Here is a 15923-nt window from a genome sequence, read left to right on the forward strand (position 1 = left end):
GCCTAGGTCGCAATCGTTTGTAAGGGAAACCGCCGCAGAGGTTGCTGCCCCTTAGCCTGGAGTCCAGTACATGCATCCGCGCATTCTTGAGGTCACCGAACGGCTGATCGCCCGTAGCCGTCCTACCCGCGAGCGCTACCTTCAGTTGATTCGCGGGGCGGCCAGCGACGGCCCGATGCGCGCCAAGCTGCAATGCGCCAACTTCGCCCATGGCGTGGCCGGCTGCGGCAGCGACGACAAGCACAGCCTGCGCATGATGAACGCGGCCAACGTTGCCATCGTCTCGGCCTACAACGACATGCTCTCGGCGCACCAGCCCTACGAGCACTTCCCCCAGCAGATCAAGCAGGCGCTGCGCGAAATCGGCTCGGTGGGCCAGTTTGCCGGCGGGGTGCCGGCCATGTGCGACGGCGTCACCCAGGGTGAACCGGGCATGGAGCTGGGCATCGCCAGCCGTGAAGTGATCGCCATGTCTACCGCGATTGCGCTGTCGCACAACATGTTCGACGCGGCGCTGCTGCTGGGTATCTGCGACAAGATCGTGCCGGGCCTGTTGATGGGGGCGCTGCGCTTTGGCCATCTGCCCCAGCTGTTCGTGCCGGGCGGGCCGATGCCCTCGGGTATCTCCAACAAGGAAAAGGCCGACGTGCGCCAGCGCTACGCCGAGGGCAAGGCCAGTCGCGAAGAGCTGCTGGAGTCGGAAATGAAGTCCTACCACAGCCCCGGTACCTGCACCTTCTACGGCACGGCCAATACCAACCAGTTGCTGATGGAAGTAATGGGCCTGCACCTGCCCGGTGCCTCGTTCGTCAACCCGTACACGCCGCTGCGCGATGCGCTCACCGTCGAGGCCGCACAGCAGGTCACGCGCCTGACCAGGGCCAGTGGCAACTTCATGCCGCTGGGCGAGATCGTCGACGAGAAGTCGCTGGTCAACTCCATCGTCGCGCTGCACGCCACCGGCGGCTCCACCAACCATACCCTGCACATGCCGGCGATTGCCCAGACGGCCGGCATCCAGCTGACCTGGCAGGACATGGCCGACCTGTCCGAGGTGGTACCGACGCTGTCGCACGTGTACCCCAACGGCAAGGCCGACATCAACCACTTCCAGGCGGCGGGCGGCATGGCCTTCCTGATCCGCGAGCTGCTCGATGCCGGGTTGCTGCACGAAGACGTGAACACCGTGGCCGGCCCCGGCCTGCGCCGTTATACCCAGGAGCCGTTCCTGGACAACGGCAGGCTGGTATGGCGCGAAGGCCCCGAGGCCAGCCTTGACGAAAGCATCCTGCGTCCGGTGGCCAACCCGTTCTCCGCCGAGGGCGGCCTGCGGGTGATGCAAGGCAACCTTGGCCGTGGGGTGATGAAGGTGTCTGCGGTGGCGGCCGAGCACCAGGTGGTCGAAGCCCCGGCGCGGGTGTTCCACGATCAGCAGGAACTGGCCGATGCGTTCAAGGCCGGCGAGCTGGAGCGCGATTTCGTCGCCGTGGTGCGCTTCCAGGGCCCGCGCTGCAACGGCATGCCCGAACTGCACAAGATGACCCCGTTCCTGGGTGTGCTGCAGGACCGCGGCTTCAAGGTCGCGTTGGTGACCGACGGGCGCATGTCGGGGGCTTCGGGCAAGATTCCGGCGGCCATTCATGTGTGCCCGGAAGCGTTCGATGGCGGCCCGCTGGCGCGGGTGCGCGATGGCGACATCGTGCGCGTGGACGGCGTGGCCGGCACCTTGCAGGTGCGCGTCGAGCCGGCCGAACTGGCCGCTCGCGAACTGCCGGCAGCGCCGCTGGGCAATGACCTGGGCTGCGGGCGCGAGCTGTTCGGCTTCCTGCGCGTGGCGCTGAGCTCGGCCGAGCAGGGCGCCAGCGCCTTCACCTCGGCCCTGGAGAACTTCAAATGAAGGTCGCACTGGTCGGTGACATAGGCGGCACCAATGCCCGCTTCGCGTTGTGGCGCGACAACGCGCTGCACGCGGTGCAGGTGTTCCCCACGGCTGACTACACCAGCCCCGAGCAGGCCATCGGCGTGTACCTGGCCGCGCAGGGCCTGGCCAAGGGCGAGGTGGCGGCGGTGTGCCTGGCGGTGGCCGGGCCGGTCAGCGGCGATGAATTTCGTTTCACCAACAGCCATTGGCGCCTGAGCCGCAAGGCATTCTGCGCCAACCTGCAGGTCGAGCACCTGCTGCTGATCAACGACTTCACCGCCATGGCGCTGGGCATGACCCGCCTGCAGCCGGATGAAGTGCGCAATGTGTGCGCCGGCACGCCGGACACCACCCGTCCGGCGGTGGTGATCGGGCCGGGTACCGGGCTGGGTGTCGGGACCTTGCTTGGCCTGGGCGAGCAGCGCTGGCTGGCGCTGCCGGGTGAGGGCGGGCATGTCGACCTGCCGGTGGGCAGTGCGCGCGAGGCGGCGATTCGCCAGGCGATCGCGCTGGACACCGGCCACGTCAGCGCCGAAACCGTGCTCAGTGGCGGCGGGCTGCTGCGCCTGTACCACGCCATCTGTGCACTGGACGGGCATGCCCCCACGCTGGGCACGCCGGCCCAGATCACCGACGCGGCGTTGCACGACGACCCGGTGGCGCTGGAGGTGATCGAGCAGTTCTGCCGTTTTCTGGGGCGGGTGGCCGGCAACAATGTGCTGACCCTGGGCGGGCGTGGCGGGGTGTTCATCGTGGGCGGGGTGATTCCGCGCTTTGCCGAGCTGTTCCTGCGCAGCGGCTTTGCCGCGAGTTTTGCCGACAAGGGCTGCATGAGCGCCTACCTTGAAGGGGTGCCGGTGTGGCTGGTGACGGCGGAGTATTCCGGGTTGGAAGGGGCGGGAGTGGCGTTGCAGCAGGCACTGGCCCAGCACGCCTGAGTTGGAGTGACTGGCCGGTCCCTGTCGCGGGTCAAGCCCGCTCCCACCAGGTTCGATGCCGTACCTGTGGGAGCGGGCTTGACCCGCGATGGGGCCGCCAAGGAATGCACTGACAAGGACAACAACCGTGACCAAGTCGATTCTGCTGGTCGATGACGACCAGGACATCCGTGAACTGCTGCAGGCCTACCTGAGCAAATGCGGCTTCCAGGTGCAGGCCCAGGCCGATGGCCAGGGTTTTCGCCAGGCTCTGGACACACACGGCGCCGACCTGGTGATCCTCGATGTGATGCTGCCCGACGAAGACGGTTTCAGCCTGTGCCGCTGGGTGCGACAGCATCCGCGTCAGGCGCGGGTGCCGATCATCATGCTCACCGCCAGTTCCGACGAAACCGATCGCGTCATCGGCCTGGAACTGGGCGCCGACGATTACCTGGGCAAACCCTTCAGCCCCCGCGAGCTGCAAGCCCGCATCAAGGCCCTGCTGCGCCGCGCCGGCTTCATGCATGAACGCCCCGGCGGTGACGTGCTGACCTTCGACGAGTGGCGCCTGGATACGGTCAGCCACCGCCTGTTCCACCGCGACGGCGAAGAGGTGATCCTGTCTGGCGCCGATTTCGCCCTGCTCAAGCTGTTCCTCGACCACCCGCAACAGATCCTCGACCGCGACACCATCGGCAATGCCACCCGTGGTCGCGAGCCGATGCCGCTGGACCGTATCGTCGACATGGCGGTCAGCCGCCTGCGCCAGCGCCTGCGCGATACCGAAAAACCTCCGCGACTGATCCGCACCGTACGCGGCAGCGGCTACCTGCTGGCGGCCAGTGTTGCGCCCGCGCACTGAGCGGCGCTGGCGCCTGCCGCTGCCACGCTCACTGCTGGGGCGCATGCTGCTGCTGACCCTGCTGGTGGTGACGGCGGCCCAGGGGTTGTCCAGCGTGATCTGGGTGTCGCAGTTGCGCGCCAGCCAGCTCGAAGGGCTGCTGGCCAGCGCGCGCAGCCTGGCGCATTCGATGACCGCCAGCGTCAGTTACTTCCGTTCGCTGCCGCTGGCCTACCGGCCGCTGGTGCTGGACCAGCTGCGCAGCATGGGGGGCACGCGCTTCGTGGTGTCGCTCAATGACCGGCCGCTGGACATGCAGGTGCTGCCGGTGACCCCGCGCAAGCAGGCGGTGATCGAGGCGTTCGAGCAGGTGCTGCACGAGCGCCTGGGCGAGCAGATGGAAATCTCGGTGGAGTTCGTCGGCCCCGAGCAACTGCGTCTGTTCAACAGCGGGCTCAAGCTCGATGAACTGCCGCGCTCCTGGGCGCACTACTCGCTGACCCTGGAGCCGGTCAACCCGCCGGTGCTGGTGACCCAGATCCGCCTGGGCGAGGGCGAATGGCTGTACATCGCCTCGCTGCTGCCCGAGCCCTACACCAGCCTCGAGGCCGAGGGCCTGCCGCGCCAGCAGGTGGGGTTCATCGCACTGACCAGTTTCTTTCTGCTGCTGTTCATCGGCCTGCTGGTGCATTGGCAGACCCGTCCGCTCAAGCGCCTGGCACGCGCGGCGCGGGAGCTGTCGCTGGGCGCCGACGCGCCGCCGGAGGTAGAGGGCGGCGGCAGCGAAGTGGTGGAGGTGGGGCGCGCCTTCAATGCCATGCGCGAACGCATCAGCCGCTACCTGACCGAGCGCAGCCAACTGTTCAGCGCGATCTCCCACGACCTGCGCACGCCGATCACGCGCCTGCGCCTGCGCGTCGAGCTGCTGGAGGATGAACAGCTGCAACACAAGTTCGGCCGTGACCTGGACGAGCTGGAGCTGCTGGTCAAGGGCGCGCTGCAGTGCGTGAAGGACACCGACATCCACGAGAACATCGAACCCATCGACCTCAACCAGGTGCTCGACTGCCTGGTGGAGCCCTACCTGGCCAGTGCGCGCGTCACCGTGCAGGGCAGGGCGCTGGCGGCGTATCCGGGCAAGCCGCTGGCGCTCAAGCGCTGCATCGGCAACCTGATCGACAACGCGCTCAAGTACGGCGAGCGTGCGCACCTGCGCATCATCGACAGTGCCACCGGCTTCGTGCTGCAGGTGGACGACGAGGGCCCCGGCGTGCCGGAGCAGCGCCAGGAACAGGTGTTCGAGCCACATGTGCGCCTGGCCGGCCAGCAGCAGGGCTACGGGCTGGGGCTGGGCATCGCGCGCAACATCGCCCACAGCCACGGCGGCGAGGTGAGCCTGCGCAACCTGCGCGAAGGCGGCCTGCGGGTCACCCTGAGCCTGCCGCGCAGTGCGGGCCAGCGGGTGAATGTCACAGGTCGGTGACATTCGCGCATCCCTTCGTTACTTCTGCCGCCCCAGGGGGTGGCTAGACTTCGATTCACGCGCAAGCAGCATGACTTGCACCGGCATAACAACAAGAAAGGTTTCCCTTGATGAATGCGATCAATCGCCTCGCCGCCGTTGTTTCCCTTGCTTCCCTGTTGCCATTGAGCGCCCTGGCTGCCGAGCCCGGCACGGTCGAGGTGACCCACTGGTGGACGTCCGGTGGCGAGAAGTCGGCCGTGGACACGCTGCGCAAGCAGATCGAACAGGACGGCTTTGTGTGGAAGGACAACGCCGTGGCCGGGGGCGGCGGCGCGGCCGCCATGACCGTGCTCAAGAGTCGCGCGGTGGCCGGCAACCCGCCAGCCGCTGCCCAGGTCAAGGGCCCGGACATCCAGGACTGGGGCGCGCTGGGCCTGCTGACCAACCTGGACGATGTGGCCAAGGCCAACGACTGGGACGCGCTGCTGCCCAGAAAGGTTGCCGACATCATGAAGTACGACGGTCATTACGTGGCCGTGCCGGTGAACATCCACCGGGTCAACTGGCTGTGGATCAACCCGCAGGTGTTCGCCAAGGCCGGGGCCAAGGTGCCCACCACCCTGGACGAACTGTTCGCCGCCGCCGACAAGCTCAAGGCTGCCGGCTTCGTGCCCCTGGCCCACGGCGGCCAGCCGTGGCAGGACAGTACCGTGTTCGAGGACGTGGTGCTGAGCATTCTCGGGCCCAAGGGCTACCACGCAGCCTTTGTCGAGCTGGATGAAAAGACCCTGACCGGTGCGCAGATGATCGAGGCGTTCAGCACCTTGCAGCGCCTGGGCACCTACATGGACCCCAACCGTGCCGGGCGTGACTGGAACGTTGCGGCCGCCGAGGTCATCAACGGCAAGGCCGGCATGCAGATCATGGGCGACTGGGCCAAGAGCGAATGGACCGCTGCGGGCAAGATCGCCGGCAAGGACTACGAGTGCGTAGCGTTCCCCGGTACCCAGGGCAGCTTCGCCTACAACATCGACTCGCTGGTGATGTTCAGGCTCAAGGACGAGAACGACATCAAGGCCCAGAACGACCTGGCCAAGGTGGCGCTGGAGCCGGCGTTCCAGACCGTGTTCAACCAGAACAAGGGGTCGCTGCCGGTACGCCAGGACATGGACATGGGCCCGTTCGATGCCTGCACGCAAAAGTCCGCCGCGGACTTCAAGGCGGCCGAGCAGGGCGATGGCCTGCAACCGAGCATGGCGCACAACATGGCCACCAGCCTGGCGGTGCAGGGCGCCATCTTCGATGTGGTGACCAACTTCCTCAACGACCCGAAGGCCGACCCGGCCAAGGCGGTCAAGCAGCTGGATTCGGCGATCAAGTCGGCTAAATGATGGTGTAGGCGCGGGCCCCTTCGCCGGCAAGGCCGGCTCCTACAGGAGCCGCGCCGCTGCCTGTGTAGGAGCCGGCCTTGCCGGCGAAGCGGTGCGCAGCACCGCACCTCCAAGCGAGAACCTTCCGATGAGCACTATCGCCGTCCTCAACAAGGCCTCACCCCTCGACGCATTGCAACGCTGGCTGCCCCGACTGGTACTGGCGCCGAGCATGCTGATCGTGCTGGTGGGCTTCTACGGCTACATCCTGTGGACCTTCGTCCTGTCATTCACCAATTCAAGCTTCATGCCCAGCTACAAGTGGGTGGGCCTGGCCCAGTACGCCCGCCTGATGGACAACGACCGCTGGTGGGTCGCCAGCAAGAACCTGCTGCTGTTCGGCGGCATGTTCATCGGCATCAGCCTGGTGGTCGGCGTGCTGCTGGCGGTGCTGCTCGACCAGCGTATCCGCCGCGAAGGCTTTATCCGCACCGTCTACCTGTACCCCATGGCGCTGTCGATGATCGTCACCGGCACCGCCTGGAAATGGCTGCTCAACCCCGGCCTTGGCCTGGACAAGATGCTGCGCGACTGGGGCTGGGAAGGCTTTCGCCTGGACTGGCTGGTCGACCCCGACCGCGTGGTGTACTGCCTGGTGATTGCTGCCGTGTGGCAGGCCTCGGGGTTCGTCATGGCGCTGTTTCTGGCCGGGCTGCGCGGGGTCGACCCGTCGATCATCCGCGCCGCCCAGGTCGATGGCGCGAGCCTGCCGACCATCTACCTGCGCATCGTGCTGCCCAGCCTGCGCCCGGTGTTCTTCAGTGCATTGATGATCCTGGCGCACATCGCGATCAAGAGCTTCGACCTGGTGGCGGCAATGACCGCCGGTGGCCCGGGCTACGCTTCGGACCTGCCGGCGATGTTCATGTATTCGTTCACCTTCAGCCGCGGCCAGATGGGCATGGGCTCGGCCAGCGCGATCCTGATGCTGGGTGCGATCCTGGCGATCCTGGTGCCGTACCTGTATTCGGAACTCAGGAGCAAGCGCCATGAGTAATTCACTTGCTGCTCGTCGACCGAGCCTGAGCCGCCTGGCGGTCTACGCCACCCTGATCGCGGCCTGCCTGGTGTACCTGGTGCCGCTGATCGTGATGCTGCTGACCAGCTTCAAGAGCCCCGACGACATCCGCACCGGCAACCTGCTGAGCTGGCCCGAGGTGATCACCGGCATCGGCTGGGTGAAGGCCTGGGACGCGGTGGGCGGTTATTTCTGGAACTCGGTGAAGATCACCGTGCCGGCGGTGCTGATCTCCACCTTGGTGGGAGCGCTCAACGGCTACGTGCTGTCGATGTGGCGCTTTCGCGGCTCGCAGCTGTTCTTCGGGCTGCTGCTGTTCGGCTGCTTCCTGCCGTTCCAGACGGTGCTGCTGCCGGCCTCGTTCACCCTCGGCAAGCTGGGCCTGGCCAGTACCACCACCGGCCTGGTGCTGGTGCACATCGTGTACGGCCTGGCCTTCACCACGCTGTTTTTCCGCAACTACTACACCAGCGTGCCCCAGGCCCTGGTGCAGGCGGCGCGGCTGGATGGCGCGGGGTTCTTCACCATCTTCGGGCGCATCCTGCTGCCCATGTCGATCCCGATCATCATGGTGTGCCTGATCTGGCAGTTCACCCAGATCTGGAACGACTTTCTGTTCGGCGTGGTGTTCGCCAGTGGCGACGCGCAACCGATCACCGTGGCCCTCAACAACCTGGTCAACACCAGCACCGGGGCCAAGGAATACAACGTCGACATGGCGGCGGCGATGATCGCCGGGTTACCGACCCTGTTGGTCTATGTGCTGGCTGGCAAGTATTTCCTGCGTGGGCTCACCGCCGGCGCGGTCAAGGGGTAGAACATGGCAACGCTTGAATTGCGCAACGTCAACAAGACCTACGGCAGCGGCCTGCCGGACACGCTGAAGAACATCGAGCTGAAGATCGGCTCGGGCGAGTTCCTGATCCTGGTGGGCCCTTCGGGCTGCGGCAAATCCACCCTCATGAACTGCATCGCGGGGCTGGAGCAGATCAGCGGCGGGGCGATTCTGGTGGACGACGCCGACATCAGTGGCATGAGCCCCAAGGATCGCGACATCGCCATGGTGTTCCAGTCGTATGCGCTGTACCCGACCATGAACGTGCGCGACAACATCGCCTTCGGCCTGAAGATTCGCAAGATGACCCCGGCGGCCATCGACGAGGAGGTGGCGCGGGTGGCCAAGCTGCTGCAGATCGAGCACCTGCTGGGGCGCAAGCCCGGCCAGCTGTCCGGTGGGCAGCAGCAGCGCGTGGCCATGGGCCGGGCGCTGGCGCGTCGGCCCAGGATCTACCTGTTCGACGAGCCGCTGTCCAACCTCGACGCCAAGCTGCGGGTGGAGATGCGCACCGAGATCAAGCTGATGCACCAGCGCCTGAAGACCACCACGGTGTACGTGACCCACGACCAGATCGAGGCCATGACCCTGGGCGACAAGGTGGCGGTGATGAAGGATGGGCTGATCCAGCAGTTCGGCACCCCGCAGCAGATCTACAACGACCCGGCCAACCTGTTCGTGGCGAGTTTCATCGGCTCGCCGCCGATGAACTTCATACCCTTGCGCCTGCAACGCCAGGAGGGTCGCCTGCTGGCCCTGCTCGACAGCGGCCAGGGGCGCTGCGAGCTACCACTGGGCATCGGCGAGGCGGGGCTGGAGGCGCGCGAGGTGATCCTGGGCATTCGCCCGGAGCAGATCAGCCTGGCGGCGGTCGAAGGCAATGGCCTGCCGAGCATTCGCGCCCAGGTGCAGGTCACCGAGCCGACCGGGCCGGACACCCTGGTGTTCGTGACCCTCAACCAGACCAAGGTGTGCTGCCGACTGGCACCGGAGTTCGCGCCGCAGGTCGGCGAAAGCCTGAGCTTGCAGTTCGATCCTGCGCGGGTGCTGCTGTTCGATGCAGAAACGGGCGAACGGCTGGGGCGCGGGCGTGCACCGGTCGATACGGTCGGCACCGACAACATTGCCCAATTCAGGGGCCGCTGAATTCGTTGTAAAGCATGGACACCATCGAAAACAATAAGACGAGGACACAGGGGATGGATCATTTCAAACGTGTTTTGCCGCGGGGCTGCATGACCCTGCTGGCGGCCTTCGGGGTCAGTTGCGGGGCGCACGCTGCCGGCGCCTTCGACCCGGAGTCGAAGTGGATGAGTGGCGACTGGGGCGGCACACGCACCGAGTTGCTGGACAAGGGCTACGATTTTTCGCTGGATTACGTGGGCGAGGTTGCCGGCAACCTGAAGGGTGGCTACAACAACGACAAGACGGCGCGCTACAGCGACCAGTTCGCCCTGGGTGTGAAGATGGACCTGGAGAAGATCCTGGGTTGGCACGACGCCGAGTTCAAGCTGGCGATCACCGAGCGCAGCGGGCGCAACCTGTCCAACGACCGCATCAGCGACCCTCGGGCCGGGCAGTTCAGCTCGGTGCAGGAGGTGTGGGGCCGCGGGCAGACCTGGCGCCTGACCCAGATGTGGGTCAAGCAGACCTACTTCGACGGCAAGCTCGACCTCAAGGCGGGGCGCTTCGGCCCGGGCGAGGAGTTCAACAGCTTCCCCTGCGATTTCCAGAACCTGGCCTTCTGCGGCTCGCAGGTGGGCAACTGGGTGGGCAGCATCTGGTACAACTGGCCGGTCAGCCAGTGGGCGTTGCGCGCCAAATACAACCTCACGCCGGAGTTCTTCGCCCAGGTCGGGGTGTTCGAGCAGAACCCTTCGAACCTTGAGACGGGCAATGGCTTCAAGCTCAGCGGCAGCGGCACCAAGGGCATGATCCTGCCGGTGGAGCTGGTGTGGGCCCCCAGGGTCAACGGCCTGCCCGGCGAGTACCGCCTGGGTTACTACTACAGCACTGCCAAGGCCGATGACATCTACGAGGACGTCAATGGCCAACCCCAGGGCCTGACTGGCGCAGACCCCAAGTCGCATTCGAGCAAGCATGGCTGGTGGGTGGTGGCGCAGCAGCAGGTTACTGCGCACAACGGCGATGCCAATCGCGGCCTGAGCCTGTTCGCCAACTTTACCGTGCACGACAAGGCCACCAACGTGGTCGACAACTACCAGCAGGTGGGCATGGTGTACAAGGGCGCCTTCGATTCGCGGCCCAAGGACGACATCGGCTTCGGCGTGGCGCGCATTCATGTCAACGATGACGTGAAGAAGCGTGCGCAGCAGCTCAATGGGGTCAGCGGTATCGATGACTACAACGACATGGGCTTCGTGCCGATCCAGCGTACCGAGTACAACGCCGAGCTGTACTACGGCGTGCACGTGACCAACTGGCTGACCGTGCGCCCCAACCTTCAGTACATCCGTCACCCGGGCGGGGTGAGCGAGGTGGACAACGCGGTCGTCGCCGGGCTGAAGATTCAGTCGTCGTTCTGAGGGGATATGTTGTAAATTTACGCCAATTCGGCGTTTTGCCGGCAAGGTCGACTTCTGTAGGAGCCGGCGTTGCCGGCGAACAGGCCCCCCTAACAACAAGAGTCCCGAAACATGTCCGAGCACCCGCTTCAACGCTTCTTCACCTCGCAGCGGCCGCGACCGACCTTCGAGTGGGAGCGTTACCAGCAGCGCGACGTGCTGATCATCGATCACCCCCAGTGCCAGGCGGTGTTCAGTCGCCAGGGCGCGCAACTGCTGCACTTCCAGCCCCGTGGCGAACGCCCGTGGCTGTGGTGCGCGGCGCAGTGGCCGCAGGTCGGCGCCATTCGTGGCGGTGTGCCGGTGTGCTGGCCCTGGTACGGCCGTCACCCCAGTGAAGACATGTGGCCGGCCCACGGCTGGGCGCGCCTGCTCGACTGGAAACTGATCGACAGCAGCGAAAGCGACGAGGGTGTGACCCTCACGTGGCGCCTGCAACTGTGCGACTGGCAGGTCGACCTGGTGGCCAACCTGGGCCAGCGCATGCAGTTGCAACTGAGCACCGAGCACCAGGACAGCCTGCCATGCCAGTTGAGTCATGCTCTGCTGGCCTACTGGCGTATTAGTGACGTTTCCGAGATAGCGCTATCTGGGCTCGAGAATGCGAGGGGGTACGATCATCTGAGGCGTCAGGCATGCCAGCAGAAGGGCGCCTTGAAAGTGCAGGGCGGCTGTCAGCGGGTGTTCCAGAATGCTGCGACCCTGCAGGTCAACGACCCGGCCTGGCAGCGTCAGCTGTGCATCGATACCGGCGACAGCGACGACACCGTGGTGTGGCATCCGGGCAGCCGGCCGCTGATGGGCGTGAGCGGCAGCGAGACCCAGGGCTTCATCTGCGTCGAGGCCGCCAGTGGCAGCAGCGACAGCCTCAGCCTGGCGCCGGGGGAGCGGGCGCACCTGCAGTTGCAGGCGCATTCGCTCAATTGAGTTCGTCGTCGATCGGGTAGCGGCTGGCGTTGAGGCTTTCCTTGATCTTGCGCAGGTGCGGCTGGAAGTCCACGCCACGGCGCAGGGTCATGCCGGTGGCCAGCACGTCGAGCACGGTCAGCTGGATAATGCGCGAGGTCATCGGCATGTAGATGTCGGTGTCTTCAGGCAGCGGGATGTTTAGGCTCAGGCTGCTGGCCTTGGCCAGTGGCGAGTCGGCAGCGGTGAGGCCGAGCACCGAAGCGCCGTTTTCCCGCGCCAGGCGCGCCACTTCGACCAGTTCGCGGGTGCGCCCGGTGTAGGAGATGATCACGAACAGCTCGCCGGTATGGGCCACCGAGGCCAGCATGCGCTGCATCAGCACGTCGGCATGCGCCGACACGGCGAGGTTGAAGCGGAAGAACTTGTGCTGTGCGTCCAGTGCCACCGGGGCCGAGGCGCCCAGGCCGAAGAAGTGGATCTGACGCGCCTGGATCAGCATGTCGACGGCGCGGCTGACCAGTTGCGGGTCGAGCTGCTGGCAGGCACTGTCGAGCGAGGCGATGGCGCTGCCGAAGATCTTCTGGGTATAGGATGCAGGGTCGTCGTCGGCTTCTACCGCACGGCTGACATAGGCGGCGCCGCTGGCCAGGCTCTGCGCCAGTTGCAGCTTGAGCTCGGGGTAGCCGCTGACGCCGAACGAACGGCAGAAGCGGTTGACGGTGGGTTCGCTGACCTTGGCTGCCTGGGCCAGCGCCGCGATGCTGAAGCGGGTGGCTTGCTGCGGGTTGGCCAGGATGACTTCGGCGACTTTGCGCTCAGCCTTGTTCAGCTCGTCGAGGCGGCCCTGGATCTGCTCCAGGAGGTTTCGCACGCGGTCCATGGGGGTATGTCCTTGGGTCGGGGAGGCCGCCGGCTGCCACGGGCAGACGGCTTTTTACGCGGTGGCCTATCGTACTGATGGCACGGTTGGCGCACCACTTGATTCTGTATACACGGCAATATGTTGTTAGTTTTACTACATTAGTCCTTGAAAACTGCGATTGAAACCGGTATTTCTACGTCAACTTGATAAAAGAACCAACATCATGGCTTCGATCACCGTTGAACCCTGCACCTTTGCCCTGTTCGGCGCCCTGGGCGACCTGGCGTTGCGCAAGCTGTTCCCGGCGTTGTACCAGCTCGATCGCGCGGGCCTGCTGAATGAGCAGACCCGCGTGCTGGCACTGGCCCGCGAAGCCGGCAGCCCGCAGGAGCACCTGGCGACGATCGAGGCGCACCTGCACAAGCACGTGGGCAGCGATATCGAGGCCCTGGCCCTGCAGCGCTTCATGGCGCGCCTGAGCTACCTGCATGTGGATTTTCTTCAGGCTCAGGACTACCCGGCGCTGCTCGAACAGGTACAACCCGACGCGCCACTGATCGCCTATTTCGCCACCGCCGCGGCGGTGTACGGCGGCATCTGCGAGAACCTCGACAAGGTCGGCCTGAGCGAGCGCACCCGCGTGGTGCTGGAAAAGCCCATCGGCCATGACCTGGAGTCGTCGCGCAGGGTCAATGACGCGGTGGCGCAGTACTTCCCCGAAAACCGCGTGTATCGCATCGACCATTACCTGGGCAAGGAGACGGTGCAGAACCTCATTGCCCTGCGCTTTGCCAACAGCCTGTTCGAAACCCAGTGGAACCAGAACTCCATCTCCCACGTGGAAATCACCGTGGCCGAGAAGGTCGGCATCGAGGGCCGCTGGGGCTACTTCGACAAGGCCGGGCAACTGCGCGACATGATCCAGAACCACCTGCTGCAGTTGCTGTGCCTGATCGCCATGGACCCGCCCAGCGACCTCTCGGCCGACAGCATTCGCGACGAGAAGGTCAAGGTGCTCAAGGCACTGGCACCGATCAGCGGCGAGGGCCTGAGCACCCAGGTGGTGCGTGGCCAGTACATAGCGGGCTACAGCGAGGGGCGGGCTGTGCCCGGCTACCTCGAGGAAGACAACTCCAATACCCAGAGCGACACCGAAACCTTCGTCGCGCTGCGGGCCGATATCCGCAACTGGCGCTGGGCCGGGGTGCCGTTCTACCTGCGCACCGGCAAGCGCATGCCGCAGAAACTGTCGCAGATCGTCATCCATTTCAAGGAGCCGCAGCACTACATCTTCGCGGCGGAACAACGTTTGCAGATCGGCAACAAGCTGATCATCCGCCTGCAGCCGGACGAAGGCATTTCGTTGCGGGTAATGACCAAGGAGCAGGGCCTGGACAAGGGGATGCAACTGCGCAGCGGCCCGTTGCAGCTGAATTTTTCCGATACCTGGCACAGCGCACGCATTCCGGATGCCTACGAGCGCCTGCTGCTGGAAGTGATGCGCGGCAACCAGAACCTGTTTGTACGCAAGGATGAAATCGAATATGCGTGGAAATGGTGCGACCAGTTGATCGCCGGCTGGAAACACTCCGGTGATGCGCCCAAGCCGTATGCGGCGGGCACCTGGGGGCCGATGAGCTCGATAGCACTGATTACCCGCGATGGGAGGGCATGGTATGGCGATATCTGAACTGCAACTGCCGGTGAGCGTGACGGCACATGAGTTTGCCGATGCGGCGCGCCTGGCCGAGGGCCTCGCTGTGGATGTGGCGCAGCGGTTGCGCACGGCGATGGACGAAAACGGCCAGGCCACCCTGGTGGTGTCGGGCGGGCGCAGCCCGGTGGCGTTCTTCCAGCGCCTGGCCAGGCAGCCGCTGGACTGGTCCAGGGTGGTGGTCAGCCTGGCGGACGAGCGCTGGGTGCCGGTAGAACATGCCGACAGCAATGCCGGCCTGGTGGCGCAGCACCTGTTGCAGGGCGAGGCGGCCAAGGCGCGGTTCGTCGGCCTGTACCGTCCCGCCGCGAGCCTCGAAGCCGCTGCCGAGCAGGCGGACCAGGCGCTTGCCCAACTGCCGCCGATCGATGTGCTGGTGCTGGGCATGGGCGATGACGGTCACACCGCCTCGCTGTTTCCGGGCAGCCCCAACCTGGCCGAGGGCCTGCAGGCCCAGAGCCAGCGCCGGGTACTGCCGATGCTGGCGCCGAGCGTGCCGCATCAGCGCCTGACCCTGACCCGGCGTGTGCTGGCCGGTGCAGGTGCGACACTGTTGTCGGTGCAAGGGCCGGGCAAACTCGCTACCCTGCGCGCCGCGCTGGGCGGTGACGACCCGGCGCAGATGCCGATTCGCGCCTTTCTTCAAGACCCCCTGGAAATCTACTGGTGCCCATGAACCAAGGACACGCCGTTATGACAACCCTTGAACCTTCACAGCCGGGCATTTCCATGGCCGACAAGATTGCCCTGATCGACCGCATCTGCGGCCAGGCACGCATTCTGCCGGTGATCACCATCGCCCGCGAGCAGGACATCCTGCCGCTGGCCGATGCGCTGGCGGCCGGGGGGCTGAAGACGCTCGAGGTGACGCTGCGTTCCGAACACGGCCTGACCGCCATCCGCCTGCTGCGCGAACAGCGCCCGGAGCTGTGCGTCGGTGCCGGTACGGTGCTCGACCGCAGCATGCTGGCGGCGGTGGAACAGGCCGGTGCGCAGTTCGTGGTCACGCCGGGGTGCACCCAGGACATCCTGGAGGCGGGGGTCGAGAGCCCGTTGCCACTGTTGCCGGGCATCAGCAGCGCCTCGGAGATCATGATGGGCTACGCGCTGGGCTATCGGCGCTTCAAGCTGTTCCCGGCCGAGATCAGCGGCGGGGCGGCGGCGATCAAGGCATTCGGCGGGCCGTTCGGCGAGGTGCGTTTCTGCCCCACCGGCGGGGTCAACCCGGGCAACGTCAAGCAGTACATGGCCCTGGCCAATGTGATGTGCGTGGGCGGAACCTGGATGCTCGACAGCAGCTGGATCAAGAACGGCGAGTGGGCACGCGTGCAGGCGTGCAGTGCCCAGGCGCTGGCGTTGCTGGACTAGAGAATTCGTTGTGTGCTGTACGGCTTTGAGGTGCGCTTGGTCGGCGCACCTTTTT

General features: G+C 65.6%; 14 protein-coding genes. 13 read left to right on the forward strand and 1 reads right to left on the reverse strand.

What is annotated here, in order from left to right:
- Nucleotides 1-70 precede the first annotated feature (70 nt).
- From edd to LOY33_RS05210, 10 genes are all read left to right on the forward strand, one after another.
- Nucleotides 71-1897: a phosphogluconate dehydratase gene (edd, locus tag LOY33_RS05165; protein WP_258662092.1), complete on the forward strand. Its 1827-nt coding sequence runs from the start codon at nucleotides 71-73 to the stop codon at nucleotides 1895-1897.
- Nucleotides 1894-2859, forward strand: a complete 966-nt coding sequence (locus LOY33_RS05170) for a glucokinase (protein WP_088514582.1) — start codon at nucleotides 1894-1896, stop codon at nucleotides 2857-2859. Before edd ends, LOY33_RS05170 begins: the two co-directional genes overlap by 4 nt.
- An 88-nt stretch (nucleotides 2860-2947) precedes the next feature.
- A complete protein-coding gene (locus LOY33_RS05175) occupies nucleotides 2948-3703 on the forward strand; it encodes a response regulator (RefSeq protein ID WP_054915080.1) in 756 nt (251 codons plus the stop codon).
- Between the two features lie 19 nt (nucleotides 3704-3722).
- A complete protein-coding gene (locus LOY33_RS05180) occupies nucleotides 3723-5165 on the forward strand; it encodes an ATP-binding protein (protein WP_196933097.1) in 1443 nt (480 codons plus the stop codon).
- Between the two features lie 110 nt (nucleotides 5166-5275).
- Nucleotides 5276-6538, forward strand: a complete 1263-nt coding sequence (locus LOY33_RS05185; RefSeq protein WP_123752940.1) for an ABC transporter substrate-binding protein — start codon at nucleotides 5276-5278, stop codon at nucleotides 6536-6538.
- A gap of 127 nt (nucleotides 6539-6665) precedes the next feature.
- A complete protein-coding gene (locus tag LOY33_RS05190; protein ID WP_043860389.1) occupies nucleotides 6666-7574 on the forward strand; it encodes a carbohydrate ABC transporter permease in 909 nt (302 codons plus the stop codon).
- Nucleotides 7567-8412, forward strand: coding sequence for a carbohydrate ABC transporter permease (locus tag LOY33_RS05195; protein ID WP_054915077.1), 846 nt, complete (start codon nucleotides 7567-7569; stop codon nucleotides 8410-8412). Before LOY33_RS05190 ends, LOY33_RS05195 begins: the two co-directional genes overlap by 8 nt.
- Before the next feature lie 3 nt (nucleotides 8413-8415).
- Complete coding sequence (locus LOY33_RS05200) at nucleotides 8416-9576, forward strand: ABC transporter ATP-binding protein (RefSeq protein WP_100633044.1); 1161 nt, start codon at nucleotides 8416-8418, stop codon at nucleotides 9574-9576.
- Nucleotides 9577-9665: 89 nt separating this feature from the next.
- A complete protein-coding gene (locus tag LOY33_RS05205) occupies nucleotides 9666-10976 on the forward strand; it encodes a carbohydrate porin (RefSeq protein WP_370409066.1) in 1311 nt (436 codons plus the stop codon).
- Between the two features lie 111 nt (nucleotides 10977-11087).
- On the forward strand, nucleotides 11088-11942 hold the full coding sequence (locus LOY33_RS05210; RefSeq protein ID WP_043860393.1) for a D-hexose-6-phosphate mutarotase: 855 nt from the start codon (nucleotides 11088-11090) through the stop codon (nucleotides 11940-11942).
- Here LOY33_RS05210 and hexR read toward each other — a convergent pair.
- Complete coding sequence (gene hexR, locus LOY33_RS05215) at nucleotides 11935-12795, reverse strand: DNA-binding transcriptional regulator HexR (protein WP_173925072.1); 861 nt, start codon at nucleotides 12793-12795, stop codon at nucleotides 11935-11937. The genes LOY33_RS05210 and hexR overlap by 8 nt on opposite strands.
- Before the next feature lie 214 nt (nucleotides 12796-13009).
- On the opposite strand from hexR, the gene zwf reads away from it, so the two are divergent.
- The 3 genes from zwf to LOY33_RS05230 are packed head-to-tail and all read left to right on the forward strand — an operon-like array spanning nucleotide 13010 to nucleotide 15868.
- Entirely contained in the window at nucleotides 13010-14476 is a 1467-nt protein-coding gene (gene zwf / locus LOY33_RS05220) for a glucose-6-phosphate dehydrogenase (protein WP_213606994.1), read from the forward strand.
- Complete coding sequence (gene pgl, locus LOY33_RS05225) at nucleotides 14463-15176, forward strand: 6-phosphogluconolactonase (RefSeq protein WP_213606995.1); 714 nt, start codon at nucleotides 14463-14465, stop codon at nucleotides 15174-15176. Before zwf ends, pgl begins: the two co-directional genes overlap by 14 nt.
- Nucleotides 15177-15193: 17 nt before the next feature.
- Nucleotides 15194-15868, forward strand: a complete 675-nt coding sequence (locus LOY33_RS05230) for a bifunctional 4-hydroxy-2-oxoglutarate aldolase/2-dehydro-3-deoxy-phosphogluconate aldolase (RefSeq protein WP_043860397.1) — start codon at nucleotides 15194-15196, stop codon at nucleotides 15866-15868.
- The last annotated feature ends 55 nt before the right edge of the window (nucleotides 15869-15923 follow it).

Source organism: Pseudomonas sp. B21-036 (assembly GCF_024748925.1).
GTDB classification, from domain to species: domain Bacteria; phylum Pseudomonadota; class Gammaproteobacteria; order Pseudomonadales; family Pseudomonadaceae; genus Aquipseudomonas; species Aquipseudomonas palmensis.

Excerpts from the sequence above, each read along its gene's own strand:
- LOY33_RS05195 (WP_054915077.1), top strand. The coding sequence starts at position 7,567 with ATGAGTAATTCACTTGCTGCTCGTCGACCGAGCCTGAGCCGCCTGGCG.
- LOY33_RS05170 (WP_088514582.1), top strand. The coding sequence starts at position 1,894 with ATGAAGGTCGCACTGGTCGGTGACATAGGCGGCACCAATGCCCGCTTC.
- pgl (WP_213606995.1), top strand. The coding sequence starts at position 14,463 with ATGGCGATATCTGAACTGCAACTGCCGGTGAGCGTGACGGCACATGAG.
- edd (WP_258662092.1), top strand. The coding sequence starts at position 71 with ATGCATCCGCGCATTCTTGAGGTCACCGAACGGCTGATCGCCCGTAGC.
- LOY33_RS05230 (WP_043860397.1), top strand. The coding sequence starts at position 15,194 with ATGACAACCCTTGAACCTTCACAGCCGGGCATTTCCATGGCCGACAAG.
- LOY33_RS05175 (WP_054915080.1), top strand. The coding sequence starts at position 2,948 with ATGGGGCCGCCAAGGAATGCACTGACAAGGACAACAACCGTGACCAAG.
- LOY33_RS05190 (WP_043860389.1), top strand. The coding sequence starts at position 6,666 with ATGAGCACTATCGCCGTCCTCAACAAGGCCTCACCCCTCGACGCATTG.
- zwf (WP_213606994.1), top strand. The coding sequence starts at position 13,010 with ATGGCTTCGATCACCGTTGAACCCTGCACCTTTGCCCTGTTCGGCGCC.
- LOY33_RS05200 (WP_100633044.1), top strand. The coding sequence starts at position 8,416 with ATGGCAACGCTTGAATTGCGCAACGTCAACAAGACCTACGGCAGCGGC.
- LOY33_RS05205 (WP_370409066.1), top strand. The coding sequence starts at position 9,666 with ATGACCCTGCTGGCGGCCTTCGGGGTCAGTTGCGGGGCGCACGCTGCC.
- LOY33_RS05185 (WP_123752940.1), top strand. The coding sequence starts at position 5,276 with ATGAATGCGATCAATCGCCTCGCCGCCGTTGTTTCCCTTGCTTCCCTG.
- LOY33_RS05210 (WP_043860393.1), top strand. The coding sequence starts at position 11,088 with ATGTCCGAGCACCCGCTTCAACGCTTCTTCACCTCGCAGCGGCCGCGA.